The organism is Chitinimonas sp. BJB300, assembly GCF_002735695.1.
In the GTDB taxonomy this organism is placed as follows: Bacteria; Pseudomonadota; Gammaproteobacteria; order Burkholderiales; family Chitinimonadaceae; genus Chitinimonas.
Map to the genome: position 1 here is coordinate 1 of NZ_PDZH01000082.1, position 20873 is coordinate 20873.

The following is a 20873-nucleotide window of genomic DNA, read 5'->3' on the forward strand; positions in this document are numbered from 1 at the left end:
CACAACCTCTACCCGTCACTACCGTGGATGACTCAAACTGGGAGCCGGATGGTGTAACGCTCCAAGTCCGGTTCTGCGAGGGCGGCAGCGCGTATCAGGAAACTGAGATCGCTGCCGCTACTCTCCACTGATTACTACCCAATACAGCGGTTTTTTGGAGGACGGCACCCAGTTCGATTCATCGTTTGTTCGCGGCAAACCTTTTCAGTGCGTCATTGGTACGGGACGCGTGATAAAAGGATGGGATGTGGGGCTGATGGGTATGAAAGCTGGCGGCAAGCGCAAACTCATTGTGCCGGCTCATCTCGCGTATGGTGAAAGACAAATCGGGGCGCTTATCAAGCCGAATTCGAACTTGGTTTTTGAGATTGAGCTGTTGGAAGTACTGACGAGAGATGATTGATGGCGTTTAGCGCTGCGAAAAATCATTGGGAGCTAAGCCCACAAAAATACTGCAAACGAAAAGGCCCAGAGATTCCGGGCCTTTTTAGGGGGCATGCACAGGAGTGAAGTTTTATTGCCTGCCAATATCAGTTAGGTAATTAGCCCAAACGTGCTGCAACCGCATCCCAATCGACTAGTTTCCAGAAGGCTTCTAGGTAATTAGGACGGCTATTACGGTAGTCGATGTAATAGGCGTGCTCCCATACATCGGCGGTTAGCAATGCGGTGTCGGCGGTGGTCAGCGGGGTGGCTGCAGCACTGGTGTTGACGATATCCAACGAGCCATCCGGCTTTTTCACCAGCCAAGTCCAACCTGAACCAAAGTTGCCGGCAGCGGAAGTATTGAACGCTTTCTTGAACTCATCCACGGTACCCCACTTGGCAGTGATGGCAGCCAACAACTTGCCGGTTGGCAGGCGGGCATCGCCAGCGTTGGGCTTGAAGCCCATCCAGAAGAAAGTGTGGTTCCAAACCTGGGCCGCATTGTTGAACAAGCCACCAGCTGGTGCTTTCTTCACAATCTCTTCCAAGCTGGCATTCTCGTGCTCGGTGCCTTTGATAAGGTTGTTCAGATTGGTAATGTAGGTTTGGTGGTGCTTGCCATAATGGTATTCCAGCGTTTCCTTCGACATATGTGGGGCAAGCGCGTCGATGGCGTAAGGGAGTTCGGGCAGCTTGTGTTCCATGGTCATTCTCCAGGACGGTTTTAATAGGCCCGACTTGTTGCCAGGCTCTTGGAAAGAGGTGAAATCATAGCGCGGCTGAGGGTTCTAGCCAAATGGTTGACTAAATTACTACGTTATTAGGATTACTTCCTATTAGGTGGGTTTGTATATCTATTACGCTTGGTATGTACACCCTGTCTGGCTTTGGTTCCCAGTCTAGATATGACAGGTTTTGGGGTATTGATTAAGCCTTAAATGGCAGGTAGGAATGCGTGTTGAGATGATGCCAATGGCTATTGGACCGAACGGCTGCATAGCGCTTTTGCGTTATGATGGGGCGGTCTTGAACTGGAACGTTTCTCCATGACCTGGCTTGCACTTGTCCTTGCACTTGTCCTCGAACAGCTCCGTCCGCTTGAGCGGGGGAATGTCCTATATGCCGGCTATCGCAGTTTTTCTGAAGCGGTCGAACGCAATTTCAATGCGGGCGAATACCGCCATGGTGTTGTTGGCTGGTTGATTGCGGTGATCACGCCCACCGCCCTGGTATTGCTGGTCTGGGGTGGGCTGTACTGGGTGCACTGGGCTCTGGCTTGGTTATTTGGGTTGGCCGTGCTCTATGTCACCATGGGTTTCCGTCAGTTCAGTTCGGCGTTTACCGGGGTAGCAGATGCGCTCAAGGAAGGGGATTTGCCGACAGCCCGCCAGCTATTGGCGGGTTGGACACGTGAGCCAAGCAGTGAGTTGAGCGATAACGAAGTAGCGCGGCTGGCAATAGAGCAAGGTTTGATCGATGCCTACCGCCATGTGTTCGGGCCTATGTTCTGGTTTATCGTGCTTGGCCCAGCGGGTGCGGTGGCGTATCGGTCGGCAACCATCCTGCAATTGAAATGGGGCGCGCGTGACCGCCGCCGTGGCGAACGGTTTGGTAATTTCGCCGACAAGGTGGGGGATGTAGTGGATTGGTTGCCAATTCGGGTGACAGCCGTCAGCTTTGCTGTCGTAGGTGATTTTGAAGACGCGGTATTTTGTTGGCGGCAGCAGGCTGAACGCTGGACCAGCGCGGCTTATGGCATTTTGCTGGCAGCGGGTGCTGGGGCGATTGGTGTAAGGCTGGGTATGCCGCTGCACCAAAACTATACGGTGACATTCCGGCCCGAGCTGGGCTTGGGTGAAGAAGCGGACGCCAACATGCTCAATAGTGCGGTTGGCCTTGTCTGGCGCACATTGCTTTGCTGGTTGTTACTGATGTTGATGGTCACGATAGCGGTTTGGTTCTAGCGTTGTTCGTTTGGTGTGCGTTGTCAGATTTAAATTATATGTAAATCGATATGGATTTAAGCCTCGCTTAAGCTGCCAGCCTCAATCTACACCTGTCGCTGAGGTTGACGACCGACATCGCAAAGCAGTGACGCTTTTCATTAGTTCCTACCTTCATCGATGGAGTTCACCATGAATAAGTTGATTCTTGCCTTGATTGCCACCGCTTTTAGTTTTGCTGCAGTTGGCGCGCATGCAACTGATGCTGCCGCAAAGCCTGCTGGCACCAAGATGGAAAAGAAGGTAAAGCATCACAAAAAGGGCATGAAGAAGGCAGAAAAGAAAGCTGAAGCCCCGAAGGTTTGATGGCGCACTGCACATCTTTCTGTGGATGTGGCGTAAAAGGACGGCTGAGGCCGTCCTTTTTTACGTTTGGCTTGCTAAGATCAGTCTGTCGAATTGTTCTTGAGTGTAGCTATGCCTGCCATTCGCTTTACCGACCACCGAGAGCTCGCCGTGGCCAATATCTTTTGCATTGGCCGTAACTACGCAGCCCATGCTGCTGAACTAGGGAATCGTGTAGAGCCGGAGCCGGTTGTCTTCCTTAAGCCCACGTCTGCACTTCAGCATGAAGACCAAGTGATTGCGCTGCCCACCCATTCGAAAGAGGTGCATTACGAAGGAGAGCTGGTGCTGGTGGTAGGAAAGGCGGGCAAACATATCCGCCGTGAGGCAGCGCTGGAGCATATCGCTGGATATGGCCTGGGGTTGGACCTGACAGCCCGTGATTTGCAGACTGCAGCCAAAGAGAAGGGATTGCCGTGGAGCGTGGCAAAGGGCTTTGATGGGTCGGCCTGCGTCAGCCGGTTTCTGCCTGCACAAATGGTGCCCCAACCACTGGAGGCGACTTTCTGGCTTGATGTGAATGGTACGCGGCGGCAGGATGGCGACTGCACATTGATGATCTACGACTTGCCCTACATCATGGAATATCTATCCAGCCGCTTTACCCTACAGGTCGGTGATTTGATTTATACGGGCACACCGGCGGGTGTCGGGCCGTTACAGTCGGGTGATACGGTTGAGATGGGTTTGTTGGATAAGCTGAACGCGCGTTTTATGGTGGCCTGAAATGCGTCCACGCATGCGAATTCAGATGAAACCGCGTTGGGCAGATGAGGGCGATGACGAGGAATATCGCATTTTGCTCCCTGCTGAGCCGGTGCCGCTCTGGGCCAAGCAATTAGCCTTGTGTGGCATCGTGCTGTTCTGGGTGTATTTTCTGGGTTGGTTGGGTGAGGGCGGCCAAGCAGGGATGGAAAGCGGTTTTATGGTTTTTGTTGTGTGCCAGTTTCCCTTGGTATGGCGTTGGACACGTGGCCAAATGGGCCGTTGGCGTTGACCCCAATAAAAAGCCACTCATTTGAGCGGCATTTTTACGCATGGGGCAGGCTGGCCAGATCCCAACGTGGCTTGACGGAAAAGGGCCCTGCTGTCTGGCAGTGTTGCAAGCGTTGGGCACCCGCAAAAGCAATCATGGCGCCATTATCGGTACAGAGGTCGAGCGGCGGGTAGTAAACCTTGAACTTGCGCCTGGCCGCCATCAGGTCCAGGCCCGCGCGCAGTTGGCGGTTGGCGCCCACGCCACCCGCAACAACCAATTGCTGCATACCGGTTTGCTTCATGGCCTTTAGGCATTTGGTGCTGATCACATCCACGATGGCGGCTTGAAAGGCGGCGCAGATATCAGCACGCGTTTGCGCATCAATATCGGCCTGCTTCTTAACCAGGGTGAGTACGGCGGTCTTTAGGCCGGCAAAGCTGAAGTCCAGGTCGCCTGAATGTTGCATGGGGCGGGGCAGAGTAAAGCGAGAAACATCACCGCTATCGGCCAGTTTGGAAAGCGCGGGGCCACCGGGGTAGCCCAGGTCCAGCAGTTTGGCCGTCTTGTCGAAGGCCTCGCCGGCGGCGTCATCAAGCGTTTCGCCAAGCAAGGTATAGTTGCCCACGCCATGCACTGCCATCAACTGCGTATGGCCACCAGAAACCAGTAGCGCCACAAAGGGAAAGTGAGGGGCAGGATTGGCCAACAGCGGTGAAAGCAGGTGGCCTTCAAGGTGATGCACACCGATTACTGGCTTACCCAGTGCAACGCCCAGACCATTGGCGACCGCCGCCGCAGTCAGCAGCGCACCAGCAAGGCCCGGCCCTTGGGTGTAGGCGATGGCATCGATATCCTGGCGTGTCTTGTTAGCCTCTTGCAGGCAGGCTTCGGTGAGGGGCAGCACGCGACGAATATGGTCGCGAGAAGCCAGCTCTGGCACCACGCCGCCATACTCGGCGTGCATGGCCATTTGTGTATGCAGGTGATGCGCCAATAGGCCAGCCTCCGTGTCATACAGCGCGACGCCGGTTTCATCGCAGGAGGATTCGAGGCCGAGCACCAGCATGGGGTTTAGTCCTGGCTTACGCTGAGGTCGTCTCGTTCAGAGGAGACGATATTGAGTACGTCCATGACGCGGGAAAACCAATCGCCCAGTGCCACGCGCGAAAAGCCGACGTCATGCCAGACAATCTCTACCGGGCCTTCGACCTCGTTGGACAGTACGTCGTAAATCGCGTCGAGGCTACGGCCCAGTGGGTATTCCAGTTCCAACTGGCCTTCCAGTTGTTCGTAAAGGTCATCGACACTGGCAATGTTCACGAATTCGATACGGGTCAGCGACATGCGGGTGCTTCCATAAAATGGTTGTAATGATCGGTAGTAATAAAACGTCGGCCATCTGTACGAGGCTCGAATACGAGGCGCTGGGCGCCGCGTTTGCCACCACGGTAGTTCAGATCGGCCTCTCGCCAGCTACCTGTAGGCAGCTGATGCTCCAGGTTGCGAAATACATCGCCGCCGATGCTTTTGCCCTGTAGCGCAGGTGTCGCCCACAGTGGCCGACCCGGACGCCAACCTAGTTCGCGCGCGGTTTTTTTGGTTACGAACTGCTTGGGCAGCTGTGCACTAGTGTGGAGCGCGCTGAGCACTTCGACCAATTCAGTGCTGTTGAGTTTCCCCTGCACGCGGCTGTTGAGATCGCGTACAACGGTCTGGCAATCGGGCAGGGATGCGGCAAACAGAGAGGTGCTGGTCAGCAGGGCAAACAGAAAACGCATGATTTGAAGCGGTCATCAGGGATGGGAGTGGTAATTATCGGGCTCGCTGGCGTTTCGGTCAAAGTGGGCAGCGTGGTTGTGTGTCTGGTTCCAGTTGGCGGCAGGATGCTGTGGGGATGGAACCCCAGGACCAGCCTGCCTATCATATAGGCTATGTTGCTACGTCCCGTTTGCCTAGGGCTGCTTATTGCAGCCATGACCTTTAGCGTTGCTGCCAACGAGTTGCCTGACTTGGGGGACTCTTCGGTTGGCAATCTTCCCCCGCATGAAGAAAAACGTATCGCCGAGATGACGGTACGTGAGTTGCGTCGTTCGGGAGAAGTGCTTGATGACATTGAAGTTGCCGACTATCTCAATCGAATCGGCTACAAGTTGGTATCCGCCAGCAATGAAAACCGTATTCAATTCCGTTTTTTCCCCTTGCTTGAATCCAGCATCAATGCCTGGGCGGTACCCGGCGGGGTGATTGGCATCAACTCGGGACTGCTGGTGCTGACGCAACACGAATCGGAGCTGGCTGCGGTGATGGCGCATGAAATTGCCCACGTCACGCAACACCATTACGCACGGATGGTCGAGTCGCAGAAGGGATCCGGCTTCATGACACTGGGGGCGATGGCGCTGGCAATTCTGGCGGCGTCGCGTGGTGGCGGAGGCGACGGGCCCATTGCTGCTGTAGCGGCGAGTCAAGGCTATCAGACCCAGCGCTACCTGGATTTTTCACGCGACTTTGAGCGCGAGGCCGACCGCGTGGGGATGCAAACCTTGCAGGATGCGGATTTTGATATCCGCGCCATGCCAACGTTTTTTGACCGCATGCAGAAGTTCTATCGCAATGTGGACGATGGCGCGTTCGCTTTTCTGCGTACCCACCCGGTGACCAGCGAGCGCATCAGCGATAGCGAGGCGCGGGCAGCCCAGCAGGGTTACAAGCAGAGGGCCGATAGCATCGACTATCTGTTTGTTCGGGAAAAGGTGCGCGTCCGCCAGCTAGGTACCCAGGCGGCCTTGGTTCACTATGCTGGTACGACCAGCCAAAAGAAATATGCCAACGAAGCTGCCCAGCAATATGGCTATGCAGTGGCCTTGTTACAAGCAGGGCATTTCGATGCCGCGTGGGAACGGTTGGTTCTGGCTCGGACCGCCTGGCCGGCAGGGCACGCCATGCTGGAGGCGTTGGCAGGCAATATCCGACTGGCGCAGGGGCAATATGCCGAGGCGACAGCGCTGTTCAGCAAAGGTCTGGAGCGTTATCCCAGTGCTACCGCCTTGCAATATGGCGAGTTGGATGTGTTGCTACGCCAGAAAAAATCGGCAGCAGTGGTGACGTTGGCCGAAGCCGGCTTGGCGTATCACAGTAGCGACCCTGGGCTGTATAAACGGTTGGCTGAGGCGTATGAACATCTTAATCAACCCGGCCCTGCACACCGCGCGTTGGCCGAGTACTACGCCTTGATGGATGAGCCTACCGCTGCCATTCAGCAGTTACAGATCGCCCGGCGCGCAGGCGGGAATTTCTATGAGTTGTCGGCAATGGAAGCGCGAATGCGCGAGTTGCGTGAAAAGGTAGGCGAAGACGGTAAGAAAAAAACAGGTGACAATTGATTGGGCAAACCTGCAATCCCAGTAATGGGTGGTTTGGATCGACCTTGAACCTTTCAGGTACCATTGTCCCCCAGGCCTGCCTTACGCCGAATACAAGCTATATACAGCGCCCCATTTGGGCTGGTGCCGCTACGTTGGGCCTGCCAGATCATCTCGGCGAGGCAATCCATCATTTCATGCTGGGCGCTATGCTCGTCGCCCGTGTGTTCACACAAACTACGGAATAGATCTCGTACGCCAGGTGGCTGGTCGATAGTGAGTTGTTCTTCTATCGCGAGATGCATATTCATATGTAGGAAGGGGTTGGTCTCACCGAATTCGGGGAGGTAATCCTTGTCCAGGTACCGTTCTGGCGCATCAACAATGGGCTGATACTCAGGATGGCGTTTTAGCACGGCAAAGGCAATGCGCTCCAGGTCGGTCAGCTGGGCGTTCTGTTTGTACTTGGCCCAGGTATCAAACAGAAACTGGCGAGCCTGGTCGCGAGAGGGGTTGAACATGTTGTTGCGTCTGCACGTCGGAAGCGAAAGTCTGATTTTACCCCAGGGCAGCCATTACCAGACTTTGATGCAGTACTTGGTTGCTCCCGCCAAAATGGGCGATCTGACCATTACCATAGAAGCCCGCCATAGGAGTGCTCGGCCAAGCGTCGCGTAACGTTTGCCATTCGCGGTCCAACCCGCCATGCAGCGCAGCCCCTCGTGAGGCGCATGAAAACAACAGGGCTGCTTGTGGTGCAGGTAGACGGGCAAAGTCTGCAATTTCGGTGATAGCATAATCTGCCGACCGTTGTAGCCATTGCACGCGATCACCGGGGCTCAGTTGGCTGGGCACGGTGACGCCGCTGTCCACATTGACGGAAACAAGCGAAAGGATTTGACGGGGCTGGTTGTCGCTATCAAGCACGGCCAAAGCAAGATCATGCAAGGGCGGCAAGTTGCCCACCAGTCGGCGCAAGGTGGCAATGGCCAGTCGGCCATCCAGTGTTTGTAGGTCAAAGCCTTCAACGCTGGTGATGACGTGGACTTCGCCCATGGGCTGCATGCCGCGCGAAATGCCAATGCGATGGGTTGGCAGTGGGAGTTCGCACAAGCCATCGTTTTGTATTTGCCCTTGCTGCCAGACCTTATAAGGCCCAAGGCCTGTCGCATCACCCGCAATGCCACCGTAGCGGGCGGGACCTTTTTTCAACCAAGACATATCCAGTGTATGCGGTGCCGCCAGCGTGAGTCGTTCGCTTTCCTGGTTGTCCAAGCTACTACTCTCGGCGATTAACAGCGCACAGGCTGACGGGGCATCCAACACCCAATCGTCTTCATTCAACACGCCAAGGGCAGTACAACCGGCAACGTCCATTGTCTGCGCAGCACGTGCAGCAGCAATCAGTGCCGGGCGTGGGTCACTAGCGAAATCAGCACTCAGAAAAAGCAGGACGCGTGCCGCACGTGTCCTACCCAGTCGATCCAGGGCTTGGATGACGGCGTCGGTGGCGAGTTTGGGGGTGGCGCGGGCAGCGTGGGCAAGGCCGGAGGCATAAGCAGAAGTCATGGTGTGGATATTATCTTATCTGCCTCGCCGGCCCAATTCGTATGCTTGGCGCGGCGGGGTATGATGTTGGCGCACCCGTCTACTCCACAAGAAAGGTCGTTCATGTCCGCATCCCTTTATGATTTTTCCGCCAACCGCCTAGATGGCGCGCCGGAAAGCCTGGCATCTTACCGAGGCCAAGTGATACTGGTGGTCAATACGGCCAGCGAGTGTGGTTTTACACCGCAATACGCTGGTTTGCAGTCGTTGTACGCGCAATACAAGGACAAGGGTTTTGTAGTGCTGGGGTTCCCGTGCAATCAGTTTGGTGGGCAAGAGCCGGGTGACAAAAACCAGATCGGCGCTTTCTGCGAAAAGAATTACGGTGTTGCATTTCCGATGTTTGCGAAGGTGGATGTCAATGGCGACGGTACCCATCCGCTGTATCACTATCTGAAATCATCAGCCAAGGGTTTACTGGGGACTGAGGCGATCAAATGGAACTTCACTAAATTCCTCGTTGGGCGGGATGGCCAAGTGATCGATCGATTCGCGCCGACCACCAAGCCTGAAGAGTTGGCCAAGCATATTGAGGCAGTGCTTTAGTTTTCCGCGTCAGCCTGCACATAAGCGACTGTTTAAAAGGATTTTCAGCCGGCCGAGATTGCCCGAATAGGCGGTTTCGGCTAGACTCCGGGCCGAAAATCACTGATCTACGAGAGGGAACGGGATAGGCGCGCCTATCCCGTTTTCTTACGTCTAGGGGGCGCGTTGCCCCCAAGTTTTAGGAGTCGCTGGTGTCCCAACAACGTCCCCAAGCCTTGCTCGCCCTTGCCGATGGCACGCTGTTCTACGGCAGCAGCATTGGCGCTGCCGGCCATACGGTCGGTGAAGTCGTCTTCAATACTGCGCTGACTGGTTATCAGGAAATCCTGACCGATCCATCCTATTGCCGCCAAATCGTCACCCTGACCTATCCCCACATTGGCAATGTGGGCGTGAATAAAGAGGATTGCGAATCAAACGGCGTATTTGCCGCTGGCTTGATCATTCGCGACCTGCCGCTACGTGCCTCGAACTTTCGCCAGGAAGAAACCCTGGATGCCTATCTGGTGCGTAACAACACGGTGGCCATCGCAGATATCGATACCCGTAAGTTGACTCGCATCCTGCGCGAGAAAGGTGCGCAATCCGGTTGCATCATGGCGGGCGAAATCGATCCAGTGAAAGCAGTTGAATTGGCCAGGGGGTTCGGCAGCATGTCAGGTTTGGATTTGGCCAAGGTGGTCAGTTGCAAACAACCCTACGCCTGGACAACCCGCGAATGGCAATTGGGAATGGGCTATGCCACACAGACCCACAGCAAGTTCCATGTGGTTGCTTATGACTTCGGTGTGAAGTACAACATCCTGCGTATGCTGGCTGAACGTGGTTGCAAGCTTACCGTTGTGCCGGCGCAGACACCCGCGGAAGATGTATTCAAGTTGAATCCGGATGGCGTGTTCCTCAGCAATGGCCCTGGCGACCCGGAGCCTTGCGATTACGCAATCTCGGCGATCAAGGCTCTCCTAGACAGGAAATTGCCCGTGTTCGGTATTTGCCTAGGTCATCAACTTTTGGCACTGGCCGCAGGTGGCAAGACCAGCAAGATGAAATTCGGCCACCATGGTGCCAATCACCCGGTGCAAGATCTGGATGACCGTCGTGTGTTGATCACCAGCCAGAACCATGGCTTTCAGGCCGATGAAACCAGCCTGCCGGCCAATGTGCGTGTAACGCACCGTTCGTTGTTTGACGGTACCGTGCAAGGTATAGCGTTGACCGACCGTCCTGCATTCAGCTTCCAAGGCCACCCGGAAGCCAGCCCCGGTCCGCATGATGTGGCCTACCTGTTTGATCGCTTTATTGCCGCCATGGCAAAAAACAAGCAATAAGGACACGCCATGCCTAAGCGTACAGACATTCAAAGCATCCTCATCATTGGCGCCGGCCCGATCATCATCGGCCAGGCTTGTGAGTTCGACTATTCTGGCGCGCAAGCTTGTAAGGCCCTGCGTGAAGAGGGTTACAAGGTCATCTTGGTGAACAGCAACCCTGCCACCATCATGACCGACCCCAATATGGCCGATGTCACCTACATCGAGCCGATTACCTGGGAAGTGGTCGCCAAGATCATCGAAAAGGAACGGCCCAGCGCCATTCTGCCCACCATGGGCGGTCAGACAGCGTTGAATTGCGCGCTCGACCTGTGGCGTAACGGTGTGCTCGATAAGTTTGATGTCGAGTTGATCGGGGCGACGCCTGAAGCCATCGACAAGGCTGAGGACAGACAGAAGTTCAAGCTGGCCATGGACAAGATTGGTCTTGGTTCTGCACGTTCCGGTATTGCCCATACCCTGGACGATGCGCTGGCCGTGCAAGCCAAGGTTGGTTTCCCTGCCATTATTCGCCCCAGCTTCACCATGGGTGGCACGGGTGGTGGTATTGCCTACAACATCGAAGAGTTCGTCGAAATCTGTACCCGTGGCCTCGACCTTTCACCAACGCATGAACTGCTGATTGAAGAGTCGCTACTGGGATGGAAAGAGTACGAGATGGAAGTCGTGCGAGACCGCAACGACAACTGCATCATCGTCTGCGCGATTGAGAACTTCGACCCGATGGGTGTGCACACTGGTGACTCGATCACGGTCGCGCCAGCTCAGACGCTGACCGACAAGGAATACCAGATCATGCGTAACGCCTCATTGGCGGTACTGCGTGAGATTGGTGTGGATACCGGCGGATCGAACGTACAGTTCTCGGTCAATCCCAAGGATGGCCGTCTGATCGTCATCGAGATGAACCCGCGTGTGTCGCGTTCCTCGGCATTGGCGTCCAAGGCGACGGGCTTCCCCATCGCCAAGGTAGCGGCCAAGCTGGCCGTGGGTTACACGCTGGATGAATTGAAAAACGACATCACTGGCGGCTTGACGCCAGCCTCGTTTGAGCCTTCCATCGATTACGTCGTTACCAAGATTCCGCGTTTCGCTTTCGAGAAATTTCCACAAGCCAATAGCCGCCTGACGACGCAGATGAAGTCGGTCGGTGAGGTGATGGCCATTGGCCGTACCTTGCAGGAGTCGATGCAAAAGGCCTTGCGTGGCTTGGAAACCGGCCTAGCGGGTTTCGACGAGCGCACGACCGATATGGATGTGCTCGCAGCCGAATTAGGTGCGCCGGGGCCGGAACGGATTCTGTATGTGGCCGATGCTTTCCGCGTTGGCATGAGCCTGGACGATGTATTCAACCATACCAAGATCGATCCTTGGTTCCTGGCCCAGATCGAAGACATCATTCTTGACGAGAAGGTGCTGGCTACCCGTAGCCTGGAAGCGTTGGATACCGCTGAATTGCGCCGTCTCAAGCGCAAGGGCTTCTCTGATCGCCGTATCGGCACTTTGGTCGGTGCTGAGGCTGCGGCTGTGCGTGTACGTCGCCAGGGCTTCGGTGTTCGCCCTGTTTACAAGCGCGTTGACACCTGCGCGGCAGAGTTCGCCAGTAATACAGCCTACATGTATTCGACCTACGAGGAAGAGTGCGAGGCTGCGCCGACCGATCGCAAGAAGATCATGATTTTGGGCGGTGGCCCAAATCGTATCGGTCAAGGCATTGAGTTTGACTATTGTTGCGTGCACGCTGCGCTGGCGCTGCGGGAAGATGGTTACGAGACCATCATGGTCAACTGCAACCCGGAAACTGTTTCGACCGACTACGACACGTCTGATCGGCTTTATTTCGAGCCGCTGACGTTGGAAGACGTATTGGAGATTGTCCATGTCGAAAAGCCGGCTGGCGTGATTGTGCAGTACGGGGGGCAGACGCCGTTGAAATTGGCGCGTGCGCTGGAAGCCAATGGCGTGCCTATCGTTGGCACTTCGCCGGATATGATAGACGCTGCTGAAGACCGCGAGCGGTTCCAGAAGCTGCTACAGGACTTGGGATTGCGTCAGCCACCTAATGCCACGGCCCGTAACGAGAAGGATGCCTTGGTGCTGGCTGCTGAAATCGGCTACCCCTTGGTGGTACGTCCCTCTTACGTGCTGGGCGGCCGCGCAATGCAGATTGTTCACAGCGAGGATGATCTGACCCGCTATATGCGTGAAGCGGTGAAGGTATCAAACGACAGCCCGGTGTTGCTGGATCATTTCCTTAATGATGCAATTGAAGTCGATGTGGATGCTATCTCTGATGGCGAAAATGTCGTTATTGGCGGCATTATGGAACACATTGAGCAGGCCGGTGTGCACTCGGGGGATTCGGCGTGCTCATTGCCGCCTTATTCGCTGGGCCAAGCTTTGCAGGACGAGTTGCGTCGCCAGACTGTGGCGATGGCCAAGGGCCTGAACGTGATCGGCCTGATGAATGTACAGTTCGCGATTCAAGGCGAGACGGTGTTCGTGTTGGAAGTAAATCCACGTGCGTCGCGTACCGTGCCTTATGTTTCCAAGGCGACAAGCCGCCCACTGGCCAAGATCGCTGCCCGTTGCATGGTTGGACAAAGCTTGCCGGACCAGGGCATTGTTGGGGAGGTGATTCCACCCTATTACTCGGTCAAGGAGGCAGTATTCCCTTTTATCAAGTTCCCCGGTGTGGACAGTATCCTTGGCCCTGAGATGAAGTCGACTGGCGAAGTGATGGGCGTAGGCGATACATTTGCCGAAGCTTATGTGAAATCACAACTTGGTGCTGGCGAGCGTCTACCTACTTCGGGTAAGGTATTTATCTCGGTACGTGATGGCGACAAGTCGCAGTTGGCAGAACTGGGTCGAATGTTGGTTGATGCGGGCTTGGATATTGTCGCTACGCGGGGAACGGCCGCCATGCTTCAGGCTGCGGGTGTGCCGGTAGCGCCGGTCAACAAGGTGAAGGAAGGCCGCCCGCATATCGTGGATATGATCAAGAACGGTGACATTGCCTTGATCATCAATACGGTTGACGAGCGGCGTGCCTCGATTCAGGATTCCTATTCGATCCGCTACGAAGCCCTGAAAGGGCGCGTGCCTATTTACACCACGGTGGCAGGTGGGCGTGCTGCGGCTTATGGAATCAAGCATATGAAGGAGTGGACCGTGTATTCGGTCCAAGACCTGCATCAGCGGTTGAGTGTGGCTTAATTTGGTTGGGTAGTACCTGTCGCAGTGCCGGTGGCGCTGCGATCTTTTCCCCGACGGCTTGCCCGTCGGGTTTGTTTTTGACGTCGGCGGTGCGAGAAAGCGCGCGTCGGACTGGAGGATAAAATGATCAAGGTTCCGTTAACTGTACTGGGTGCTGAATTACTGCGCGCCGAATTGCAACGGCTGAAAAGCGTTGAGCGTCCCAGCGTGATTGCTGCGATTGCTGAAGCGCGTTCGCACGGTGATCTATCGGAAAATGCCGAATATGATGCTGCCAAGGAACGACAGGGGTTTGTCGAAGGCCGTATCGCCGACCTGGAAGGTAAGCTCTCGAATGCCGTCATCATCGACCCAGCCGAAATCGATGCCGAGGGCCGTATCGTGTTTGGCACTACCGTCGACCTGGAGGATTGCGAATCAGGCGATGCCGTGACCTACCAGATCGTGGGTGATGATGAGGCCAATATCAAAATGGGCAAGATTTCAGTATCGAGCCCAATTGCGCGCGCATTGATTGGCAAGTCGGCGGGTGACGTGGCAGAAGTTCAGGCGCCCGGCGGTATTCGTGAATATGAAGTGCTGGATGTGAAATACATCTGATCGCCGAGAGAGAAAGCGGATGCAAACCTTTCCCGATGCGCTGCGTTCCATTCTGACGATCTTTTGGATCGGCGGACTATGGGTTATTGGTCTGCTGGTTGGTCCATTGCTATTCCATCATCTTGATAATGGCTTGGCCTTTAAGATGGTGGCGGTAATGTTTCGCGCCATGGCTTGGGTAGGGATTATTGCCGGGCTTTATATCTTTATCCGCATGTTGTGGGTGGACGGTCTTCGTACCTTCCAGGCATTGGAGTTTTGGCTGATTGTATTGATGCTGGTGTTGACGCTGGTAAATCACTTCGCCGTATTTCCCGGCGTGGCTGAGGTTAAACCTTCGATGCACACCGCTGCAGAAGGCGTATTTGGTGGCGGGTTTCATAACTGGCAAACCATATCCAGTTTGATTTACCTTGCGCAGAGCGCCTTGGGGCTGGTTTACATCACGCGTGGCTCGGCCAAATAGCCGTTATTTCCTGGTGGTGTGTTCCGATCGCTCTATTTGTGTGGCGTGCTTGCGATGCTGTGGTTTCCCGCTTTGGTTCTAGGCTGAAGTGGGGTTTTGCTGGGTAGAGTAGCGCCCAAAGCAAAACAAAGCCGGCGTAAGCCGGCCTGTTTATTTGGACTTAGTGCGAATCGCGGTACGGCCTTTGCTGTTTGCGGGCTTGCCAGCACGCCCGGTAGCAACTTTCTCAGCCGGTTTCTTTGGTGCTGGCTTACCGGCTGTTTTAGACGGTGTTTTGCGGCCCGGTTTGGGTAGTTCGTAGCGGGGTTTGCCGTCTTGGGTGGGGCGGTACAGAATCAGCAGCTTGCCGATGTGCTGGACTGCTGCACAGCCAAGGTTTGTGCAGATTTCCGTCATCCAGTTCTCACGTTGTTCGCGGTCGTCGCCCAGTACGCGAACCTTGATCAGCTCGTGTGCATCAAGGTTTACAGCGATTTCGCGGATGACGGCATCACTCAAGCCATTGTTACCGATCATCACTACCGGGCTGAGCTGGTGGGCTTGGGTACGCAGGTAAATGCGCTCGTCTCGGCTTAATTCCATTGATCTAACTCCGTGAAAAAGCGACGAATTCTAGCTGATTCGTGCAGTAATAGAGCGATAGATTACACATCGTATTGCGTTGACCAAAGGTCGACATAAGTATTTTTAACAATCATTGCCCGCCTTCAAAGGCTGCTAGTCGGCTAGACTGATAGGAAGTTTCTTTGCCTTCATTGTGGGTTTGGGCATGATGGTGGCGCTAATTTCTTCGAATTAATAAAGTGTATGGCACGATCCAGAACCAGTAAGGCGTGGTTGCAAGAGCACGTAAATGATCATTATGTTCACCAGGCACAAAAGGACGGATATCGATCACGCGCCGCCTATAAGCTGCTGGAAATCGATGAGAAGGATAAATTACTCAAGCCGGGCCTGTGGGTTGCTGATTTAGGTGCCGCGCCCGGGAGTTGGTCACAAGTAGCGCGCCGCAAGGTAGGCGACGGAGGGCGGGTGTTTGCACTTGATATTCTTGAAATGACACCGATCCATGGTGTGGAGTTCGTACAAGGTGACTTTCGGGAGGAGGCGGTGCTGGCCAATTTTACGGAATTGCTTGGCGGTCGTCAGATAGACCTTGCGATTTGCGACATGGCCCCCAATATCAGCGGTATGGCAGTGATTGATCAAGGGCGTAGTTTCCATCTGTGTGAGTTGGCGCTGGATTTTTGCCACGATCATTTGAAACCCGGCGGCCATTTCCTGGTCAAGACATTCCAGGGGTCAGGTTACAGCGAGTATTTGCAGCAGATGCGCGATTGCTTTACGAGTGTCATTAGTCGTAAGCCTGCCGCCTCGCGTGACCGTTCGAGCGAGATTTATCTGCTGGGCAAGGGAAAAAAGCCCTGACGTGATGGGGCTTGAATCGATAGAATTCACATTGAATTGGCTGTTGCCGGTGCAGCCGTACTTAATTTTGCCGGTTTAAGGAGTCGTCCCGTGAATAATCTGGGCAAGAATATCGCCATTTGGGTGATCATTGGTTTGGTCTTGATGACCGTTTTCACCCAGTTTTCCAAGCGCCAGGAGTCGCAAATTCAGGTTCCTTACTCGCAATTCATGAGTGAGGTTCAGGAAGGGCGAGTTGCGTCCGTGGAAATTGAAGGCCATCCTCTGCGTGGGCAATGGATCCGTGGTAAGCGCAACGATGGTTCGAGTTTTTCGTCATTTGCACCGTTTGATTTCCGTTTGGTCGATACGCTGATCAAGCACAGCGTTAAATTCAGTGGCAAGCCTGAAGATGAGCCTTCGTTGTTGATGAGTATCTTCATCAACTGGTTCCCTATGCTGCTTTTAATTGGAGTATGGATATTCTTCATGCGCCAAATGCAAGGTGGTGGCAAGGGTGGCGCTTTCTCCTTTGGCAAGTCGCGTGCGCGCATGCTGGATGAGAACAACAACACCGTAACTTTTGCCGATGTGGCGGGCTGCGATGAAGCCAAAGAGGAAGTGACCGAAGTGGTTGACTTCCTGCGTGACCCAAGCAAATTTCAGAAGCTGGGCGGCCGGATTCCGCGCGGTATCTTGATGGTGGGTTCGCCAGGTACGGGTAAGACATTGCTGGCCCGCGCCATTGCTGGTGAAGCCAAGGTTCCGTTTTTCTCGATTTCGGGCTCTGACTTCGTTGAAATGTTCGTTGGCGTGGGTGCTGCCCGCGTTCGCGATATGTTCGAGAATGCCAAGAAAAATGCCCCCTGCATTATCTTCATTGACGAAATCGATGCGGTAGGTCGTCAACGTGGCGCAGGGCTTGGTGGTGGTAACGACGAGCGCGAGCAGACGCTGAACCAGATGCTGGTTGAGATGGATGGCTTTGAAGGCAATGTCGGTGTGATCGTGATTGCGGCCACTAACCGCCCTGATGTGCTTGACCCTGCTCTGTTGCGCCCCGGTCGTTTTGACCGACAGGTTGTGGTCTCGCTGCCGGATATTCGTGGCCGTGAACAGATTTTGAACGTGCATATGCGTAAGGTGCCGATCGCCACGGATGTGAAGGCAGACATCATTGCGCGTGGTACACCGGGTTTTTCTGGCGCTGATTTGGCCAACTTGGTCAATGAGGCCGCCTTGTTTGCGGCCCGAGGCAACAAGCGCCTGGTGGATATGCAGGACTTTGAGAAGGCCAAAGATAAAATCATGATGGGGGCCGAGCGGCGCTCAATCGTGATGAGCGAGGAAGAGAAGCAAAACACGGCTTACCATGAGTCGGGCCATGCTGTGATTGCCAAGCTGTTACCTAAGGCTGATCCCGTACACAAGGTGACTATCATTCCGCGGGGTCGTGCATTGGGTGTGACTATGCAGTTGCCGGAAGGTGATCGCTACGCTTATGACCGTGGTTATCTGCTCGACCGCATCGCGATTCTCTTTGGTGGCCGTATTGCCGAAGAATTGTTTATGAACCAGATGACGACGGGTGCATCGAATGACTTTGAACGTGCTACCCAGATGGCGCGTGACATGGTTACTCGTTACGGTATGTCTGATGCGCTGGGCCCTATGGTTTATGGTGAAAGCGAAGGCGAAGTTTTCCTTGGCCGCTCGGTGACGACGCATAAGTCGATGTCAGAAGCGACCATGCAGCAGGTAGATGCGGAAATTCGCCGCATTATTGACCAGCAATACGCATTGGCGCGCAAGATGCTTGACGAGAACCGCGACAAGGTCGAGGCTATGACCGCAGCTTTGCTTGAATGGGAAACGATCGACGCCGAGCAGATTGAAGACATCATGCAAGGCAAACCACCGCGCCCACCAAAGCCGACGGGTTCGATCACGCCTCCTCCTAGCGATACCCCAAGTGGGCCGGCACCTGAGCCGAGCATAACCCCGGCGCAAGAACTCTAGATATCTCCTTAACCAAGCGACAGCGGCTTCTCCCGCTGTCGCTTTGCTTTTATTCGCCCCATATGCAGAACACGCTCTACGCTGGCCGTTTTCGGCTCTCCCTTGCCCGCCCTTTGGTCATGGGCATTGTGAATGTCACCCCTGATTCGTTCTCGGACGGTGGTCGTTACGACTACCTGGAGGCGGCATTGACGCATGCCCGCCGACTATTGGATGAGGGGGCGGATATGCTTGATATTGGTGGTGAGTCTACTCGGCCTGGCGCGGCAACTATCAGTGTGGATGAAGAATTGGCCAGAGTGTTGCCTGTATTGCGTGAGTTGGTAAATTGGCAAGTCCCGCTATCGATTGATACCTGCAAGACTGAGGTAATGCGGGCCTCGCTGGATTTGGGTGTTGATCTGGTCAACGATATTGCCGCTTTGGAAGCACCGGGTGCGCTGGAGGCGGTGGCCGATAGTGCGGCTGCAGTCTGCCTTATGCACAAGCAAGGTGTGCCGCAGTCGATGCAGGCCGACCCCCATTATGAAGACGTTGTGGCTGAGGTTGGGTGCTACCTGAACCAGCGCCGTAAGCAAGCCATTGTGGCGGGGATGACAGCAGAGCGTATCTTGCTTGATCCTGGCTTTGGCTTTGGTAAGACCTACGCGCACAATGCAGCGCTATTCAAAGCACTGCCTGAACTTTGTCGCCAAGCCGGTCCCATGTTGATTGGCATGTCGCGCAAGTCCATGCTTGGCCATGTATTGGGAGGGCGACCGGCTAGTGAACGTGATTCAGCCAGTGTGGCTGCGGCATTGTTGGCGGCACAGGCGGGTGCAGCAGTGTTACGAGTGCATGCGGTCCGCGACACGGTGGATGCCCTGAAGGTTTGGCAAACTTTGCTGCAGTGATTGGGTCAGAGAACCTGATCAATAGTCTGTAGCAATGGCTCCTTTTCGGGGTGAAGCACAGCGCGGTAAGGCGGTGACTAGATCTTGAGACCGCCGCAAAAAGTAATGCCACTGCAGTGGCAGATAGATGAGGAAGGAAAATTGATGAGTCGTAAATATTTTGGCACCGACGGTGTACGTGGCATGGTTGGCGAGTACCCCATTACCCCGGAGTTTGCCATGCGACTGGGCTATGCCGCTGGCAAGGTGTTGTCAGCCAGGCGTGGTGATGGAACGCACGCTGCAGTGCTGATCGGGAAAGACACCCGTGTATCGGGCTATATGCTAGAGGCCGCTTTGCAGGCTGGGCTTTCCGCTGCCGGTGTGGATGTGCATATTACCGGGCCTTTGCCAACGCCCGGCGTGGCTTATCTGACCCGTGCATTGCGCCTGTCGGCGGGCGTGGTGATTTCTGCTTCACACAATCCGTTTCAGGATAACGGTATCAAGTTCTTCGGTGAGGGGGGTCTCAAGCTGGATGATGCGGTTGAGTTGGAAATTGAAGCTGAATTGGATAAGACGATGGGCTGCGTCTCGTCCGAGATGCTTGGACGGGTGTGGCGGGTCAATGATGCGGCGGGCCGTTACATCGAGTTCTGTAAGAGCACTTTCCCAAACGAGCTGAATTTACGTGGCATCAAAATCGTGGTGGATTGCGCGAATGGTGCGGGTTACCAGGTAGCGCCGCATGTGTTTGATGAGCTGGGTGCTACGGTCATTGCAATGGGCAACATGCCCAACGGCATGAATATCAATGACAAGGTTGGTGCGACCGCCCCAGAAGCGCTACGAGAGCGTGTTCTGAGAGAGAAGGCTGACTTTGGTATTGCGCTTGATGGGGATGGTGATCGCCTCATGATCGTTGATGCCAAGGGCGAGCTGTACGATGGAGACCGACTGCTTTATATCATCGCAAAGTTCCGCCACCAGCAAGGCCAACTCGGTGGCGGCGTTGTTGGCACGCTGATGAGTAATCTGGGTTTTGAGCATGCGTTAAACAAACTTGGTATTCCGTTTGCACGAGCCAAGGTGGGTGACCGCTATGTGTTGGAACTGCTTAAGCAGGAGGGTTGGTTGCTGGGCGGGGAAAGCTCAGGCCATCTGCTGTGCCTCGATAAGCACTCCACAGGCGATGCCATCGTTTCTGCGTTGCAGGTGTTGGCTGCCATTTTAGTATCACGTCAGACTTTGGCGGAGGCGTGTGCTGACTTGCCGATCTATCCGCAGTTGCTGCGAAACGTCAAAGTGCGCAAGGAGTTCGACTTCCGTGCCAGCCTGACGATTCAGGCCGCATTGGTTGAGGCTGAGTGCGAACTGGCTGGGCGTGGCAGGGTGTTGTTGCGTCCGTCAGGGACCGAGCCGGTCTTGCGTGTCATGGTCGAAGCGGATGAGCTGGCGCTGACCGAGCGTTGGGTAAGCCGTTTGGTTGAGGTGGTGTCGGAAGCGGCAACCACGATGGTTTGATGTATCACTGCAAATCAAAGGGCGACAGTTGGTGCTGTCGCCCTTTTTTATGTGCGCCCAGCATGGGCGCACTCCTGCGGGTGGAAGTCCCGCCGTAAGTTGATCACAGCGAACGAAGTGAAGCGCAACTGCGTGAGGGCGACCGAGCGTGGGAAGGAAGCGTGGA

At 55.0% G+C, this 20873-nt stretch carries 21 protein-coding genes and 1 pseudogene; 15 read left to right on the forward strand and 7 right to left on the reverse strand.

Annotated features, from left to right (window positions below; genetic code table 11):
• Positions 1-127: 127 nt before the first annotated feature.
• Positions 128-403, forward strand: a pseudogene (locus CSQ89_RS14195) (FKBP-type peptidyl-prolyl cis-trans isomerase); the annotation flags it as partial.
• A gap of 139 nt (positions 404-542) precedes the next feature.
• Here the strand turns inward: CSQ89_RS14195 and CSQ89_RS14200 are convergent.
• Complete coding sequence (locus tag CSQ89_RS14200) at positions 543-1130, reverse strand: superoxide dismutase (protein ID WP_099406796.1); 588 nt, start codon at positions 1128-1130, stop codon at positions 543-545.
• Between the two features lie 342 nt (positions 1131-1472).
• Between CSQ89_RS14200 and CSQ89_RS14205 the strand changes: the two genes are divergently transcribed.
• The 4 genes from CSQ89_RS14205 (at position 1473) to CSQ89_RS14215 (ending at position 3771) form a co-directional block, all read left to right on the forward strand.
• The gene (locus CSQ89_RS14205; RefSeq protein ID WP_099406797.1) at positions 1473-2390 is read left to right on the forward strand and encodes a CobD/CbiB family protein; all 918 of its coding nucleotides are present in this window, start codon (positions 1473-1475) and stop codon (positions 2388-2390) included.
• Between the two features lie 171 nt (positions 2391-2561).
• On the forward strand, positions 2562-2735 hold the full coding sequence (locus CSQ89_RS22935; protein WP_186293372.1) for a hypothetical protein: 174 nt from the start codon (positions 2562-2564) through the stop codon (positions 2733-2735).
• A 111-nt stretch (positions 2736-2846) separates the two neighbouring features.
• Positions 2847-3500: a fumarylacetoacetate hydrolase family protein gene (locus CSQ89_RS14210; protein WP_099406798.1), complete on the forward strand. Its 654-nt coding sequence runs from the start codon at positions 2847-2849 to the stop codon at positions 3498-3500.
• A gap of 25 nt (positions 3501-3525) precedes the next feature.
• A complete protein-coding gene (locus CSQ89_RS14215; protein ID WP_158229001.1) occupies positions 3526-3771 on the forward strand; it encodes a hypothetical protein in 246 nt (81 codons plus the stop codon).
• Positions 3772-3805: 34 nt separating this feature from the next.
• Here the strand turns inward: CSQ89_RS14215 and tsaD are convergent, their stop codons facing one another.
• From tsaD to CSQ89_RS14230, 3 genes are read right to left on the reverse strand one after another with little or no spacing between them, the layout of a single operon-like run.
• Positions 3806-4819, reverse strand: a complete 1014-nt coding sequence (gene tsaD, locus CSQ89_RS14220) for a tRNA (adenosine(37)-N6)-threonylcarbamoyltransferase complex transferase subunit TsaD (RefSeq protein ID WP_099406800.1) — start codon at positions 4817-4819, stop codon at positions 3806-3808.
• A gap of 5 nt (positions 4820-4824) precedes the next feature.
• Positions 4825-5097 (reverse strand): barstar family protein, encoded by a 273-nt coding sequence (locus tag CSQ89_RS14225; protein WP_099406801.1) that lies wholly within the window; start codon positions 5095-5097, stop codon positions 4825-4827.
• On the reverse strand, positions 5088-5531 hold the full coding sequence (locus CSQ89_RS14230) for a ribonuclease domain-containing protein (RefSeq protein WP_099406802.1): 444 nt from the start codon (positions 5529-5531) through the stop codon (positions 5088-5090). The genes CSQ89_RS14225 and CSQ89_RS14230 overlap by 10 nt, the downstream gene beginning before the upstream one ends.
• Before the next feature lie 153 nt (positions 5532-5684).
• Here CSQ89_RS14230 and CSQ89_RS14235 point away from each other — a divergent pair, with 153 nt between their 5' ends.
• The gene (locus CSQ89_RS14235) at positions 5685-7136 is read left to right on the forward strand and encodes a M48 family metalloprotease (protein WP_099406803.1); all 1452 of its coding nucleotides are present in this window, start codon (positions 5685-5687) and stop codon (positions 7134-7136) included.
• Positions 7137-7189: 53 nt separating this feature from the next.
• Here CSQ89_RS14235 and CSQ89_RS14240 read toward each other — a convergent pair whose 3' ends face one another.
• Together CSQ89_RS14240 and CSQ89_RS14245 are read right to left on the reverse strand one after the other, a co-directional pair.
• Entirely contained in the window at positions 7190-7636 is a 447-nt protein-coding gene (locus CSQ89_RS14240; protein ID WP_099406804.1) for a DUF1841 family protein, read from the reverse strand.
• 37 nt (positions 7637-7673) lie between these two features.
• On the reverse strand, positions 7674-8684 hold the full coding sequence (locus CSQ89_RS14245; RefSeq protein ID WP_099406805.1) for an FIST C-terminal domain-containing protein: 1011 nt from the start codon (positions 8682-8684) through the stop codon (positions 7674-7676).
• Between the two features lie 102 nt (positions 8685-8786).
• Between CSQ89_RS14245 and CSQ89_RS14250 the strand changes: the two genes are divergently transcribed.
• The 5 genes from CSQ89_RS14250 (at position 8787) to CSQ89_RS14270 (ending at position 14885) form a co-directional block, all read left to right on the forward strand.
• Complete coding sequence (locus CSQ89_RS14250; RefSeq protein ID WP_099406806.1) at positions 8787-9269, forward strand: glutathione peroxidase; 483 nt, start codon at positions 8787-8789, stop codon at positions 9267-9269.
• 191 nt (positions 9270-9460) lie between these two features.
• Positions 9461-10597, forward strand: a complete 1137-nt coding sequence (carA, locus tag CSQ89_RS14255) for a glutamine-hydrolyzing carbamoyl-phosphate synthase small subunit (protein WP_099406807.1) — start codon at positions 9461-9463, stop codon at positions 10595-10597.
• A 9-nt stretch (positions 10598-10606) separates the two neighbouring features.
• On the forward strand, positions 10607-13819 hold the full coding sequence (gene carB, locus CSQ89_RS14260; RefSeq protein ID WP_099406808.1) for a carbamoyl-phosphate synthase large subunit: 3213 nt from the start codon (positions 10607-10609) through the stop codon (positions 13817-13819).
• A 123-nt stretch (positions 13820-13942) separates the two neighbouring features.
• On the forward strand, positions 13943-14419 hold the full coding sequence (greA, locus tag CSQ89_RS14265; RefSeq protein ID WP_099406809.1) for a transcription elongation factor GreA: 477 nt from the start codon (positions 13943-13945) through the stop codon (positions 14417-14419).
• Between the two features lie 19 nt (positions 14420-14438).
• The gene (locus tag CSQ89_RS14270) at positions 14439-14885 is read left to right on the forward strand and encodes a DUF4149 domain-containing protein (RefSeq protein ID WP_099406810.1); all 447 of its coding nucleotides are present in this window, start codon (positions 14439-14441) and stop codon (positions 14883-14885) included.
• Positions 14886-15035: 150 nt separating this feature from the next.
• Here CSQ89_RS14270 and yhbY read toward each other — a convergent pair whose 3' ends face one another.
• Complete coding sequence (yhbY, locus tag CSQ89_RS14275; protein ID WP_099406811.1) at positions 15036-15467, reverse strand: ribosome assembly RNA-binding protein YhbY; 432 nt, start codon at positions 15465-15467, stop codon at positions 15036-15038.
• A gap of 225 nt (positions 15468-15692) precedes the next feature.
• On the opposite strand from yhbY, the gene rlmE reads away from it, so the two are divergent.
• From rlmE to glmM, 4 genes are all read left to right on the forward strand, one after another.
• Positions 15693-16313 (forward strand): 23S rRNA (uridine(2552)-2'-O)-methyltransferase RlmE, encoded by a 621-nt coding sequence (rlmE, locus tag CSQ89_RS14280; RefSeq protein WP_099406812.1) that lies wholly within the window; start codon positions 15693-15695, stop codon positions 16311-16313.
• 90 nt (positions 16314-16403) lie between these two features.
• Entirely contained in the window at positions 16404-18311 is a 1908-nt protein-coding gene (ftsH, locus tag CSQ89_RS14285) for an ATP-dependent zinc metalloprotease FtsH (protein ID WP_099406813.1), read from the forward strand.
• A gap of 62 nt (positions 18312-18373) precedes the next feature.
• Complete coding sequence (gene folP, locus CSQ89_RS14290) at positions 18374-19204, forward strand: dihydropteroate synthase (RefSeq protein ID WP_099406814.1); 831 nt, start codon at positions 18374-18376, stop codon at positions 19202-19204.
• 144 nt (positions 19205-19348) lie between these two features.
• Positions 19349-20707 (forward strand): phosphoglucosamine mutase, encoded by a 1359-nt coding sequence (glmM, locus tag CSQ89_RS14295; protein WP_099406815.1) that lies wholly within the window; start codon positions 19349-19351, stop codon positions 20705-20707.
• Positions 20708-20873 lie beyond the last annotated feature (166 nt).